Source organism: Bradyrhizobium sp. HKCCYLRH2060 (genome assembly GCF_051168135.1).
Taxonomy (GTDB): domain Bacteria; phylum Pseudomonadota; class Alphaproteobacteria; order Rhizobiales; family Xanthobacteraceae; genus Bradyrhizobium.
Map to the genome: position 1 here is coordinate 557,948 of NZ_JBNPUK010000001.1, position 13,585 is coordinate 571,532.

At 68.3% G+C, this 13,585-nt stretch carries 11 protein-coding genes; 5 read left to right on the plus strand and 6 right to left on the minus strand.

What is annotated here, in order from left to right; genetic code table 11:
• Positions 1-46 precede the first annotated feature (46 nt).
• The 4 genes from hisA (at position 47) to coaA (ending at position 2,959) form a co-directional block, all read left to right on the plus strand.
• A complete protein-coding gene (hisA, locus tag ACQR10_RS02440) occupies positions 47-781 on the plus strand; it encodes a 1-(5-phosphoribosyl)-5-[(5-phosphoribosylamino)methylideneamino]imidazole-4-carboxamide isomerase (RefSeq protein ID WP_316215434.1) in 735 nt (244 codons plus the stop codon).
• Positions 782-792: 11 nt separating this feature from the next.
• Positions 793-1,569, plus strand: a complete 777-nt coding sequence (gene hisF / locus ACQR10_RS02445; protein WP_316183041.1) for an imidazole glycerol phosphate synthase subunit HisF — start codon at positions 793-795, stop codon at positions 1,567-1,569.
• A gap of 77 nt (positions 1,570-1,646) precedes the next feature.
• Complete coding sequence (locus tag ACQR10_RS02450; RefSeq protein ID WP_316183042.1) at positions 1,647-1,970, plus strand: phosphoribosyl-ATP diphosphatase; 324 nt, start codon at positions 1,647-1,649, stop codon at positions 1,968-1,970.
• Between the two features lie 32 nt (positions 1,971-2,002).
• A complete protein-coding gene (coaA, locus tag ACQR10_RS02455) occupies positions 2,003-2,959 on the plus strand; it encodes a type I pantothenate kinase (RefSeq protein WP_315800864.1) in 957 nt (318 codons plus the stop codon).
• Positions 2,960-3,007: 48 nt separating this feature from the next.
• On the opposite strand, the gene ACQR10_RS02460 is transcribed toward coaA, so the two are convergent.
• The 3 genes from ACQR10_RS02460 to ACQR10_RS02470 form a co-directional block, all read right to left on the minus strand.
• On the minus strand, positions 3,008-5,242 hold the full coding sequence (locus tag ACQR10_RS02460; protein ID WP_316215435.1) for a PAS domain-containing hybrid sensor histidine kinase/response regulator: 2,235 nt from the start codon (positions 5,240-5,242) through the stop codon (positions 3,008-3,010).
• 135 nt (positions 5,243-5,377) lie between these two features.
• Positions 5,378-5,854 (minus strand): hypothetical protein, encoded by a 477-nt coding sequence (locus tag ACQR10_RS02465; RefSeq protein ID WP_316183044.1) that lies wholly within the window; start codon positions 5,852-5,854, stop codon positions 5,378-5,380.
• Between the two features lie 99 nt (positions 5,855-5,953).
• Positions 5,954-7,492, minus strand: coding sequence for a YifB family Mg chelatase-like AAA ATPase (locus ACQR10_RS02470; protein WP_316215436.1), 1,539 nt, complete (start codon positions 7,490-7,492; stop codon positions 5,954-5,956).
• A gap of 230 nt (positions 7,493-7,722) precedes the next feature.
• On the opposite strand from ACQR10_RS02470, the gene ACQR10_RS02475 reads away from it, so the two are divergent.
• A complete protein-coding gene (locus ACQR10_RS02475; RefSeq protein ID WP_316215437.1) occupies positions 7,723-8,793 on the plus strand; it encodes a DUF2336 domain-containing protein in 1,071 nt (356 codons plus the stop codon).
• A gap of 19 nt (positions 8,794-8,812) precedes the next feature.
• On the opposite strand, the gene ACQR10_RS02480 is transcribed toward ACQR10_RS02475, so the two are convergent.
• The 3 genes from ACQR10_RS02480 to ACQR10_RS02490 form a co-directional block, all read right to left on the minus strand.
• Positions 8,813-9,601, minus strand: coding sequence for an outer membrane lipoprotein carrier protein LolA (locus tag ACQR10_RS02480; RefSeq protein ID WP_410051387.1), 789 nt, complete (start codon positions 9,599-9,601; stop codon positions 8,813-8,815).
• A gap of 168 nt (positions 9,602-9,769) precedes the next feature.
• Positions 9,770-12,247: a DNA translocase FtsK gene (locus ACQR10_RS02485; RefSeq protein ID WP_316215439.1), complete on the minus strand. Its 2,478-nt coding sequence runs from the start codon at positions 12,245-12,247 to the stop codon at positions 9,770-9,772.
• 11 nt (positions 12,248-12,258) lie between these two features.
• Entirely contained in the window at positions 12,259-13,473 is a 1,215-nt protein-coding gene (locus ACQR10_RS02490) for an aminotransferase class I/II-fold pyridoxal phosphate-dependent enzyme (protein WP_316183047.1), read from the minus strand.
• Positions 13,474-13,585: the final 112 nt, after the last annotated feature.

Below are 13,585 nucleotides of genomic sequence, written 5' to 3' on the forward strand. Positions count from 1 at the left end.
GTCCGTCCAGGAGGCGGGCAGGGCGCTTGCCTGAAAGACAGCTCAGATGATTTTGTTTCCTGCCATCGATCTGAAGAACGGCCAGTGCGTGCGCCTGGAGCAGGGCGACATGGCGCGCGCCACCGTGTTCAACCTCGACCCCGCCGCGCAGGCCAAGAGCTTCGCCGACCAGGGCTTCGACTATCTCCACGTCGTCGATCTCGACGGCGCCTTCGCCGGCAAGCCGATGAATGCGCATGCGGTCGAGGCGATGTTGAAAGTTGTCAAGATGCCGGTGCAGCTCGGCGGCGGCATCCGCGATCTCGCGACGGTCGAGGCCTGGCTGACCAAGGGCATCACCCGTGTCATCATCGGCACCGCGGCGGTGCGCGATCCCGAGCTGGTGAAGACCGCAGCCAAGGCCTTCCCCGGCCGCGTCGCCGTCGGACTCGATGCCCGCGACGGCAAGGTCGCCGTCGAGGGCTGGGCCGAGACCTCCGAGGTCACGGCGCTCGACATCGCCAGGCGTTTCGAGGACGCCGGCGTCGCCGCGATCATCTTCACCGACATCGCGCGCGACGGCCTGCTCAAGGGCCTCAATCTCGAGGCCACGATCGCGCTCGGTGATGCCATCTCGATCCCCGTGATTGCCTCCGGCGGCCTGGCCTCGATCGAGGACGTCAAGGCGATGCTGGCACCACGGGCGAAAAAGCTCGAAGGCGCCATCGCTGGCCGCGCGCTCTATGACGGCCGCCTCGATCCCGCGGAAGCACTGGCGCTGATCCGCGCGGCGCGTGCGTAGGAGAAAACAGGATGTTCAAGGTCCGCGTCATTCCCTGCCTCGACGTCAAGGACGGACGGGTGGTCAAGGGCGTCAACTTCGTCAATCTGCGCGACGCCGGCGATCCGGTGGAGGCGGCGATCGCCTATGACGCCGCCGGCGCCGACGAGCTCTGCTTCCTCGACATCACCGCCACCCATGAGAACCGCGGCATCATGCTGGACGTCGTCCGGCGCACGGCGGAGGCCTGCTTCATGCCGGTCACGGTCGGCGGCGGCGTGCGCACCATCGACGACATCAAGACCCTGCTGCGTTCCGGCGCCGACAAGGTCTCGATCAATTCGGCCGCGGTGAGCAGGCGCGAATTCGTCAAGGAGGCGGCCGAGAAGTTCGGCGAGCAGTGCATCGTGGTCGCGATCGACGCCAAGTCCGTGTCGCGGCCTGGCGGCGGAAGCCGCTGGGAGATCTTCACCCATGGCGGCCGCAAATCGACCGGCATCGATGCGCTGGAATATGCCCAGGAGGTGGTATCGCTGGGGGCAGGGGAGATCCTGCTGACCTCGATGGACCGCGACGGCACCCGCCAGGGCTTCGACCTGCCGCTGACCCGGGCGGTCGCCGACAGCGTCCCGGTGCCGGTGATCGCCTCCGGCGGTGTCGGCAACCTCGATCATCTGGTCGACGGCATCCGCGAGGGCCGCGCGACCGCGGTGCTGGCGGCGTCGATCTTCCATTTCGGGGAATTTACCATTCGGCAGGCCAAGGAGCACATGGTGCGCCAGGGCCTGCCGATGCGGCTCGATCCCTGACGACATTGCGTCGCAAAAATGTTAGATGAACGCTGGTCCGGCCGCCGTGGTCGGGCAGGCGTTCCGAGTACCGGCTGATGTCCCGCTTCACGCTTCACGATCTCGCTGCCATCATCGACGCGCGCGCCGCGGCGGGCGGCGAGGCGTCCTATACGCGCAAGCTGCTCGACAAGGGGCCGCCGCAATGCGCCAAGAAGATGGGCGAGGAGGCGGTCGAGACCGTCATCGCCGCTGTTGGCACCGACCGCGAGCATCTGATCTCCGAAAGCGCCGATCTGCTGTTTCATCTGTTGGTGTTGTTGAAGTCGCGCGACGTCCGGCTCGAGGAGGTCGAGGCGGCGCTCGGCAAGCGCACCGGTCAATCGGGGCTGGAAGAAAAGGCGTCGCGCAAGACGGAGTAGGGCGCGGCGGCGGGGAAACGAAGGGCAGCGTCATGGATATGCGCACCACCGAACAACAATATAATCCGTACCGCGTCTTCACCCGCGAACAATGGGCCGAGCTGCGCAACGACACGCCGATGACCTTGGAGCCCGGCGAGTTCTCCAAGCTGCGGTCGATGCACGATCGTCTCGACCTTCAGGAGGTCGAGGACATCTACCTCCCGCTGTCGCGACTGCTGTCGATGTATGTCGACGCGGCGCAGCGGCTGTACTACGCGCAGCGTCAGTTCCTCGGCATCCGCGACCGCAAGATGCCCTACATCATCGGCGTCGCCGGCTCGGTGGCGGTCGGCAAGTCGACCACTGCGCGCGTGCTGCAGGCGTTGCTGACCCGCTGGTCGCCGCGGCCCAAGGTCGATCTCATCACCACCGACGGCTTCCTGTATCCGAACGCGGTGCTGGAGCGGCAGGGCCTGATGCAGAAGAAGGGCTTTCCGGAAAGCTATGACCTGCCGCGGCTGCTCGGCTTTCTGTCCGACATCAAGGCCGGCCGCCATCCGGTGCGCGCGCCGGTGTATTCCCATCTGAGCTACGACATCGTCCCCAATCAGTGGACCGAGATCGACCAGCCGGACATCCTCATCGTCGAAGGCGTCAACGTGCTGCAGACCGGTCCGCTGCCGCGCGACGGCAAGGCCGTGCCGGTCGTCTCCGACTTCTTCGACTTCTCGGTCTATATCGATGCCGACGAGGCGATCCTGCGCAAATGGTACGTCAAGCGCTTCCTGTCGCTGCGCGACACGGCGTTCCATGATCCCAGGTCCTACTTCAACCGCTACGCGCTGCTGTCGGACGAGGAGGCCATCGCCACCGCGATCGCGATCTGGGAGCGCACCAACCTGGCCAATCTCGAGGACAATATCCTCCCGACACGGCCGCGCGCGACCCTGATCCTGAAGAAGGGCGCGGATCACGAGATCGAGACGGTGGCGCTGAGGCGGCTGTAAACGGGGCCGGCGGGCGCGGCGCCGGGCTGATCCGCCCCAACTAATTCCTTACGCTGGCACCTGTCGCGCCGCCGCCAGATTCGCCAGTGCCTCGTCGAGCTTGTCGCGATCGATCGGCTTGACCAGGAACCCATCCATGCCCGCCTCGAAGCAGGCGTAACGGTCCTCGACCAGGGCATTGGCCGTGAGCGCCAGGATCGGGGTGCGCCCGCCGGGCTCGCTGGCCTCTATGGCGCGGATGCGCCTGGCGGCAGAAATGCCGTCGAGCTTCGGCATCTGCACGTCCATCAGGATCAGATCATAGGGTGCGCCGGCCGAGCGCGCCGCGAGCCAGGAGTCGAGCGCGGCTTCGCCATGCACGGCGATGTCGGCGTGATGGCCGAGCTTGGTCAGCAGCGAGCGCATCAGGAGCGCGTTGATGTCGTTGTCCTCGGCGACGAGGATCGACAGGCCCGCGCCGGCCTGAGCCGCGATCGGCGGCGCGATCGTCGGGACCGGATCGTCGGCGAGGACCGTGCCGTCGGTATCGAAGCTCACGCGCGCGGCGAGCGAGGCGGCCCGCAGCGGCTTGACGAGATAGCCGTGAAACGGCGCCGCCGGTGCCAGCTCGTGGCGGCTCGCCGGCGTCACCAGCACGATCAGCCGTGTCGTATGGTGGTGCGCGACCCGGCCCAGACGCAGCGATTCATCGCTGCCGATGGCGTCGTCGACCAGCACGGCATGCCAGGCGCGTTCGGGCAGCAGGGCCTCCGCCACCTCGGCCTCCGCGACCAGGCAGGTCTGCGCGCCCCAGTTCTGCAGGCGCCGTTCGATCAGCTCGGCCTGCAGCCCGGCCGGCGCGACCAGCATGATCGACTGTCCGGCGAGGTCGGGGCCGCGGAAGCTGTTCTGCTCGCCGCGCTCCAGCGCCGGCGGCAGCGGCACCGCCACCTCGAAGGTCGAGCCGGCGCCGAGCTGGCTTTGCAGCGAAATGCGCCCGCCCATGCGCTTGACGATCCGGTCGGAGATCGCGAGCCCGAGCCCGGTGCCGCCGAAGCTGCGCGCCACGCTGTCGTCGGCCTGCTCGAATTCGCGGAAGATGCGCTCCTGCGCGTCGGCTGCGATGCCGATGCCGGTGTCGCGCACCTGGAAGCTGATCTCGTTCGGCCAGATGCCGGGCTCGGCGATCAGGGCAACGCCGCCCGTCGCGGTGAACTTGATGGCGTTGCCGGCGAGGTTGAGCAGCACCTGCCGCAGCCGCGCCGCGTCGCCCGTCACCCAGGTCGGCAGCCGCTCGTCGAGATAGGCCGCGATCTCCAGCTGCTTGGCCTGCGCGCGCGGCGCCAGCAATTCGGTGATCTCCTCGATCAGCGCCGCCAGCGAGAACGGCTGCGCCTCGAGCGCCAGCTTGCCGGCCTCGATCTTGGAATAGTCGAGCAGCTCGTTGATCAGCGACATCAAGGCCTCACCCGAGGTGCGGACCGCCTTGGCGTAGGTCGTCTGCTCCGGCGTGAGCTGCGTGTCGAGCAACAGGCCGCTCATGCCGAGGATGCCGTTCAGCGGCGTGCGGATCTCGTGGCTCGCCATCGCCAGGAAGCGTGACTTGGCGCGGTTCGCGGCGTTGGCCTGGTCGCGCGCCTCCGCCAGCGCGCGCTCGGTTTCGGTGCGGTCGGTGACGTCGCGGCCGACACATTGCAGCAGGGCGGGCTGGCCGGCGTCGGAACGCACGAGCGCCTCGCGCCACGCGATCCAGCGCGGTCCGATCGCGCTCTCGATGCGCTGGTCGTGGACGCGCGTGCCGTTCGGCTCCAGCGCGCTGTCGCCCTGCTCGATCAGCTGGAAGGTGAACGCGCTGCCGAGCAGATTGTCGCGGTCGAGACCCGCCATCCGGCAATAGGCGTCGTTGACGAAGACGATGGTGCCGTCGCGGGCGCGCATGACGATGAGATCGCCCTGCTGCTCGAACAGATTGCGGGCGCGCTGCTCGGCTTCCTGGAGCTCCCAGTTCCGGTCGGCCAGCACCTCGTTGTGAAGTGCGATCTTGTGCAGCTTCCTGGCGACGAAGCGCAGCCGCATGCTGAGCGTGGCCAGGCCGACGCAGGCGAGCGCGAACAGGAAGCTGGCGCCGATCGCGAAGGCGTGCGGATTGTAGCCGGAGTTCGGGGAGACGCTGGCCTTGATGAAGCCGTAGGCGCCGCCGAAGCCGGCGGAGAAGATCATCAGCGAGCGCAGGATCGCGAAGATGGTGCGGTGACGGCGCATGAACCGGCGCAGGCGCAGCCTGACGTGAAAAATCGGTCCCATCTCGATCATCCCCAGCTTCCGATCCCAATGTCCTCGCCGACCCGCACCATGCGGCGTCGGTATTGCTGAGACTTTGAAAGGTCATGCCCACGCCAGCCGGCGGTGCAGAGATGGTGAACCGGGGGTTAGCCCGAGTCACAGAACCGGATTGGCCGGCGATGAGGAATGATTGCGGGCCGCGACGATCAGTGCGGCGGCGTCCCTGGCCGTCGTGTGGCTGGAGCGGACGTAGATGCGATAGTCGGCGCGGCCATCGGCATCATCGCTGGCGAGATAGATCCGCTGCGAACCCGCAAGGCGATCAGCCGCGATCGCGACGACCTGGGTGGCGGCCGTGATGCCGCAACCCCGATCCTCTTCCACGGGCGCATCGTCGACCACGACGACATCGGCCGCCTCCGGACTGTCCGCCAGGGCCACGCGCACCGTGGCGAGCGCGGGATCGTCGGTGAAGTCGACATGCAGATCGGCGTGGAACGGCGCCGATCCAAGCGAGGCGCTGTCGGCGCCGACGGCAATGCAGGGCTGCGGGGAGGGTGCCAATTCGACCTTGGCAATGACCACGGCCGCGATCAGCGGCACGGCCGAAACGATGACCTTGAAACGCAACATGATACGCACCGACGCGGCAGGCCTGAGGACGAAACGCGGGCCTTATGGTTGTCGGAGCGTAAAGAGAAGTCGTTACCAGAGTGTTGAAGGGGCGGGCAGTCACGCCGCGTGACGACTGTCCTCCGCCAGCGCGCGATACGACAGCGCCTCGGCCAGATGCAGCCGGCCGATCGCATCGGCGTGGTCGAGATCGGCGAGCGTCCGCGCCACGCGCAGCACGCGGTGATAGCCGCGCGCCGACAGCCGCATCGTCTCGGCGGCCTCGCGCAAGAGCTTCTGGCCTGATACATCGAGCCTGGCGATATCGTCGAGCACGGCGGCCGGCGCCTCGGCGTTGGTTCGGATATGCGGCAGGCCGGCCTTGGCATAGCGTGCGCGCTGCAGGTCGCGCGCGGCGGCGACGCGGGCGGCGACCTCGGCCGAGCCTTCCTTCGACGGCGGCAGGATGAGGTCGGCGGCGGTGACGGCGGGGACCTCGATGCGCAGATCGATGCGGTCCATCAGCGGGCCGGAGATGCGCGTCTGGTAGTCGGCCGTGCAGCGGTCGATGCGGCCGCGCTTGCAGGCATAGCCGGGTTCGAAGGCGTTGCCGCAGCGGCAGGGATTCATCGCCGCGACCAGCATGAAGCGGGCAGGGTAGGTGACGCGGTGGTTGGCGCGCGAGATCGAGACCTCGCCGTTCTCCAGCGGCTGGCGCAGCGAATCCAGCACGCGCGGATCGAACTCCGGCAACTCGTCGAGAAACAGCACGCCCTGATGCGCCAGCGAGATCTCGCCGGGGCGGGCGCGCAGGCCGCCGCCGGTCAGCGCCGCCATGCTGGCGGAATGATGCGGGCTGCGGAACGGCCGCCGGTTGGTCAGCGCGCCACCTTCGATCTCGCCGGCGACCGAGGCGATCATCGACACTTCCAAGAGCTCGGCCGGCGACAGCGGCGGCAGGATCGAGGGCAGCCGCGCCGCCAGCATCGACTTGCCGGCGCCCGGCGAGCCGATCATCAAGAGATGATGCCCGCCGGCGGCGGCGATCTCGAGCGCGCGCTTGCCGCTCTCCTGACCCTTGATGTCGCGCAGGTCGAGTAGGCTGGCCGGCGCCTCCTGAATTTTCGGCTGCGGCCGCGACAGCACCTGCGTGCCCTTGAAATGGTTGGCGATCTGGATCAGCGATGTCGCCGCGATGATCTGCAGATCGGGGCTCGCCCACGCCGCCTCGGCGCCGCAGGCGGCCGGGCAGATTAGGCCTTCCTCGCGGCCATTGGCGCCGATGGCGGCGGGCAGCACGCCGGCGACCGGCGCGATCGAGCCGTCCAGGCCGAGCTCGCCGAGCACGGTGAATCCGCCGAGCGCATCCGGTGGAATGGCGCCGATCGCGGCCATCAGGCCGAGCGCGATCGGCAGATCGTAATGGCTGCCTTCCTTCGGCACGTCGGCCGGCGCCAGGTTGACGGTGATCCGCCGCGCCGGCAGCGCCAGACCGGAGGCGATCAGCGCCGAGCGCACCCGCTCGCGCGCTTCCGACACCGCCTTGTCCGGCAGTCCGACGATCGCGAATGCCGGCAGTCCGGGCGCGACCTGGACCTGCACGTCGACCGCGCGGGCCTCGATCCCCTCGAAGGCGACGGTGGAAACGCGCTGGACCATGATGCCCCTCCGGGCAGGGAGGCTAGCGGAAGCAGGCATTGTTCGCAAGAACAATACGGGAACATTGTCGTTGCCGCGCTCTGCTGCAATCCATTAACGACAGCCGCGTGAGGTTGCAGCTCCGGCCGCTGGGCTTAACGCGCCTTTAGTCCGGCCTTCGCATTCTTCCGCAATCGATGATCGACCCGCGCCTCCGTCACGGCCGAGAGGCGCCCAACGAGGGACGTGTGATGCCTCCAGCGCCCGCGGCAGCTCCGACCGCCAAGACGCCCGCCGGTGATGCGCGGACGGTGTCCGAGCTCGCCACCGACATGCTGCGCCGGACCACCAGCCTGTTCCTGGCCGGTCCGCGGCCGGCGTCCGCCGAGCAGCTCGATCTCTACGATCAGATGTTTGCGAGGCTGATGCCGCAGGTCGCGACCGAGCTGCTGGCCGAGCTGAGCATGGCGCTCGCCGGCGTCGAACGCGCGCCTTACGCGACGGCGCGGATGCTCGCCGTGCATCCCGAATTGCGCGTCGCCGGGCCGATGCTGGCCAAGGCGGCGGTGCTGACCGAGCGCGACCTCGCCGAGTTCATCCGCACCGGCAGCCCGGCGCATCTGGCCGCGATCGCCAGCCGCAGGGGCATCGGCGACAATCTCACGACGCAGCTGATCGCGCGCGGCTTTCCGGCGGTGCGCATGGCGCTGGCGCAGAACCTCACGTCAAAGCTGTCCGAGGACGGCTATCGCAGCCTGTTCAAGATCGCCGAGCGCGACGAGGATCTCGCCGAGAAGCTCGCGCTGCGCACCGACCTGCCGGCCAAGCTGTCGCGCGCCTTCGTCGCCGCGGCCAGCGAGGGCGCCCGCGCCCGCTTCATCAAGGCCGCACCGCCGGCGACCCGCGCCACCCTGCAGGCGACGCCGACCCGCTCGCCCGGTGCGGCGATGCGCGCGATCTGGGACTATCAGCAGGTCAAGGCGGAGGTCGCAGCCCTCAGCCGGACCGGCAAACTCGGCGATTCCGCCGTCAACCGCTTCTGCGTGACCGGCGACTATCCCGCCGTGATCGCGGCGCTGTCGCTGCTCTGCGTCGTCTCGATCGAGACGATTGAATCGCTGCTGGAGGAGGACCGCGTCACCGACCTGCTGCTGGCCTGCAAGGCCGCGCGGTTGAGCTGGCCCACGACGTCGATGATCCTGCGCGGCCGGCCCGGCTGCGACGCGCTTCCGGCCGATGACCTCGAGGAGGCGCGCAAGCGCTTCGAGAAGCTTGCGCTGTCCGAAGCGCAGTGGAAGGTGCGCGGGCTCGAATCGCGCTGAGCGAGCGCGGGAAGCGTCGTCAGCCCGGCGGGGTCGACGGGTAGGCCGTGAAGTCGATCTTGAACATCGCCGGGTCGAGCTTCTTGGTCGTATCGAGATTGTAGACGGCGATCGTGGTGTCGTAGCCCTGCGGATCGGTCACGGTCCACTGCTTGAGCTGGCCGTCCTTGGCGCCGAGCATCAGCATCAGCCGGCTGGTGCCGATCAGAGCCTGCTTCTCCTCGATCGTGATCGTGACGTAGAGGTCGTCAGCGGCAACCGCGATCACGTTGGTGTCCTTCAACAGATCGATGCGGTCGGACAGCAGATAACGCAGCGGCGTCTGCGACAGCGGATAGACGTCCTGGGTGGCGAGCTTGCGGTCGCGCACCACCAGCGAGGAGCCGTCGGCGATGATGTCGATCGGGGTCGGCGGGTCATATTCGAAGCGGACCTTGCCGGGCTTCTGGATGTAGAAATCACCCTTGGTCTTGCTGCCGTCCGGGCCGACCTGGACGAAATTCCCGACCAGCGTCTGCAGCGACGACAGATAGGCGCTGACCTTGGCCGCCTGCGCCTTCTGGTTGGCGTCGAACGAGGTGAAGATGCTGGCCGGCACGTTGCGCCGGGGATCGGGAATGACCGGATTGGGCGGGGCCGTCTGGGTGGTCGAGGGGCTCTGGCCGGCCCGCTGCTGGTCGGAGGCGCTGAGCTGGGAGCCGCTCTTCGGGCCTGATTTCGAAGCCGGCGTGCCTTGCGCGGCTGCGTGACCGGACGCTCCGGCGATGGAGCATGTCGTCACGGCGCAGGCGACCAGCCAGGCGCCGATCCGGCGCCCGCGCCAAGCTGCGTGATACGAAAACGTGCTGTTCAACAAGGAGCTTTTCAAAACGACGTCCTGAGGTTTTACGCGTTCTATCCCGGTTCGGCCGGGCAGCGTGATCGTAATCGCGTGAAGATCGGGCACCGAAGCGGCGTTTCTGCGGCCGTCGGGCCGTCAGAACCCGCCTTCCTCCTCGGGCACCAGGATCTCGCGCTTGCCGGCGTGGTTGGCCTGGCCGACGATGCCTTCCTGTTCCATCCGCTCCATCAGCGAAGCGGCCTTGTTATAGCCGATCTGCAGCCGCCGTTGAATGTAGCTGGTGGAGGCCTTGCGGTCGCGCTTGACCACGGCGACCGCCTGCGAGAACAGGTCGTCGCCGCCGCCACCGCCGCCCATGCCGGTGGCGTCGAACACGGCGCCATCCTCCTCGCTCGGCTCCTCGGCGGTGACCGCCTCGAGATATTCCGGCGAGCCCTGGGCCTTGAGATGCTTGACCACCTTCTCGACCTCCTCGTCGGAGCAGAACGGGCCGTGCACGCGGCTGATGCGGCCGCCGCCGGCCATGTAGAGCATGTCGCCCTGGCCGAGCAGCTGCTCGGCGCCCATCTCGCCCAGGATGGTGCGGCTGTCGATCTTCGACGTCACCTGGAAGGAGATGCGGGTCGGGAAGTTGGCCTTGATGGTGCCGGTGATGACGTCGACCGACGGACGCTGCGTCGCCAGGATGACGTGCAGGCCGGCGGCGCGCGCCATCTGGGCGAGGCGCTGCACCGTGCCCTCGATGTCCTTGCCGGCGACCATCATCAGGTCGGCCATCTCGTCGACGATGATGACGATGTAGGGCAGGGGATCGAGGTCGAGCTTCTCTTCCTCGTAGATCGCCTTGCCGGTCTCCTTGTCGAAGCCGGTATGGACGGTGCGGGTCAGCTCCTCGCCCTTGGCGCGCGCTTCGCCGAGACGGGCGTTGTAGCCGTCGATGTTGCGCACGCCGAGCTTGGCCATCTTCTTGTAGCGCTCCTCCATCTCGCGCACGGCCCATTTCAGCGCGACCACGGCCTTCTTCGGGTCGGTCACGACGGGCGTGAGGAGATGCGGGATGCCGTCATAGACGGAAAGCTCGAGCATCTTCGGGTCGACCATGATGAGGCGGCACTGATCGGGGCGCAGCCGATACACCAGGCTCAGGATCATGGTGTTGATCGCGACCGACTTGCCCGAGCCGGTGGTGCCGGCGATCAGCATGTGCGGGGTGCGGGCGAGATCGATGATGATGGATTCGCCGCCGATGTTCTTGCCGAGGCAGAGCGGCAGCTTGGCGACGCTCTCGGTCGCCTCCTTGGCGACCAGCAGCTCGCGCAAGTAGACCTTCTCGCGGTGCACATTGGGCAGCTCGATGCCGATGGCGTTGCGGCCGGGCACGACGGCGACGCGCGCCGACAGCGCGCTCATCGAGCGGGCGATGTCGTCGGCGAGGCCGATCACGCGGGACGATTTGATGCCGGGCGCCGGCTCCAGCTCGTACAGCGTGACGACCGGGCCGGGATGCGCCTTGACGATCTCGCCGCGCACGCCGAAATCCTGCAGCACGCCTTCCAGCGCGCGCGAATTGGCCTCCAGCTCGCTCTTCGACAGCGGCTGGCGGTCGGACGATTTCGGCGCCGCCAGCATCGAGACCGACGGCAGGTCGTATTTGTCGTTGGACTTTTTCGCAGGAGTCTTCGGCGCCGGCTTCTTGCGCGACTTCGGAGCGGGCTCCTCCTCCTCTTCTTCGTCCTCGCCCTCCTCGGCTTCTTCCTCGTCGCCGCCGTCCTCGTCCATCTCGGGCGCGAGCGTCGGCTTGCCCTGGCCGCGGCCGAGGCTCGGCTCCTGCCGGCCTGCGGCGGCGGCGCGCGGCTGCGGTCCTGACGACACCAGCGCGCGGTAGGCCGTGCTCAGGAACCAGACGACCTGGGCCTTGGCGCTCATGATGGCATGGAACACCCAGCCGAGCCGGATCGCCTTGCGGTCGTCGTCATCCTCCGGGTCGGCCAGCGGCGTGTCGTCGTCCTCGTCGGCGAGCAGGCTCGGGTCGGCTTCCTTCGCGCCCATGCCGCCGGCCACCAGCAGGCAGCCGATCATCGCCACCAGAAGAAGGGCGCCGAGCACCAGCCGATAGATCACGCCGGGCGGTCCGAACACCACGGCCGGTGCGCGCACCAGGGCATCGCCGACGACACCGCCGAGACCGGTCGGCAGCGGCCAGGCATGGGAGCGTGGCCAGCAGCTGGCAAAGCCGGCGGCGATGACGGCGCCGAGAATCCAGGCGCCGAAGCGCAGCGCCTCGCGGTCGAACGGCCGGTGCGTCATCATCCGCCAGCCGCGGATCGAAAGCGGCAGGATCGCCATGATCGAGCCGAGACCGAGGATCTGCATCAGCAGATCGGCACTGATCGCGCCGGGATAGCCGACGATGTTGCGGATCGCGCGCGAGGTGGCGTGGCTCAGGCTGGGGTCCTGCACCGACCACGTCATCAGCGCCGCCGCGGCCACGCCGCACAGCGCGATCAGGCAGAGGCCCGCGAGCTCGCGCAGCCGCCGCACCAGCGCGTCGCGCAGCGACGTCGGCAGGTGGTTGACCAGGGGAATGACTCGTTCGATCGCCGGCATCTGCATCAGCCCCGCGATTATCCCAGGACCTCGACCAGCCGGTGCAACGCCTCACCGGTGGATTCGGCATCGGCCACCAGCGCCAGCCTGATGTAGCCGAGGCCCGGATTGAAGCCGTCGGCCTGCGGCCGCGCCAGGTAGCTGCCGGGCACCACGCGCACGCCGGCGTCGCGATACAGCCGCAACGTCACCTCCTCGTCGCCGCCGCGCTCAGTGACGTCGAGCCAGACGCAGAAGCCGCCATCGGGCCGCCTGTAGCCATAGCGGTTGCCGATGATCTGGTCGGCGAGGTCGAACTTGGCGCGGTACAGCCGCCGGTTCTCCTCGACATGGGCCTCGTCGGCATAGGCGGCGACCGCCACGTGCTGCAGCGGCACCGGCACCTGCGGCGCCGCGACGTTGCGCAGCTCGTGAAAGCCCGCGAGGAATCGGCGGTCGCCGGCGGCGAAGCCGATCCGCATGCCCGGCACGTTGGAGCGCTTCGACAGTGACTGGAACGCGACCACATTGGTGTAGTCGGGCCCGGCATGCTCCAGCATGCTGCCGGGCGCCGCCTTCGTGTAGATCTCCGAATAGCATTCGTCGCTGAAGATCAGGAAGCCGTAGGCGTTGGCGAGCCGGACCAGCTTGCGCATATAGTCCGCTGATGCCACCGAGCCCTGCGGGTTGGCCGGCGTCGCAAGGTAGAACGCGATCGTGCGCGACAGCGTCGCCTCGTCGATCGCCTCGAGGTCCGGCAGAAAGCCGTTCTCGCGCGTCGTCGGCAGATAGATGGAGTCGCAGCCGGCGGTGCGCGCGCCGACGCCGTAGACCGGATAGAACGGGTTCGGCATCAGGATCGCGGGCTTGCCGCGGCGCGGGCCGACGTGGCGGAGCGCGGCATGGGCGGCGAAGAACAGGCCCTCGCGGCTGCCGTTGAGGACCAGGATCTCGTGCTCGGGATCAACAGCGCGCGGCAGCGCGAATCGGCGCGACAGCCAGCCGGCGGCCGCCTTGCGGAACGGCTCGATGCCCTTGGCCGCGGGGTAGCGGCCGAACTCGGCGATGTGCTGGGCCAGCACCGGCCCGACGAAGCCCGGCACCGGATGCTGCGGCTCACCGACGGCGAGCGTGATCATCGGCTTGCCCGGCTTGTAGGGGGCGAGCAGCTCGTTCAGCCGCGCAAACGGCGAGCGTTCGCTCTCCGAATGGCTGGCGCCAGCGGGCGCGGGGGATGAAGCGGTCATTGCCATACGTAAAACGCGCGCCAAACCAGTGGAAGCCGCCGATCGCCCATGAACCGGTGCCTTTAGCGGTCACCATAGGTGGGGCGAGGTTAAGACGCGATTAACCATCGGCGCTGCC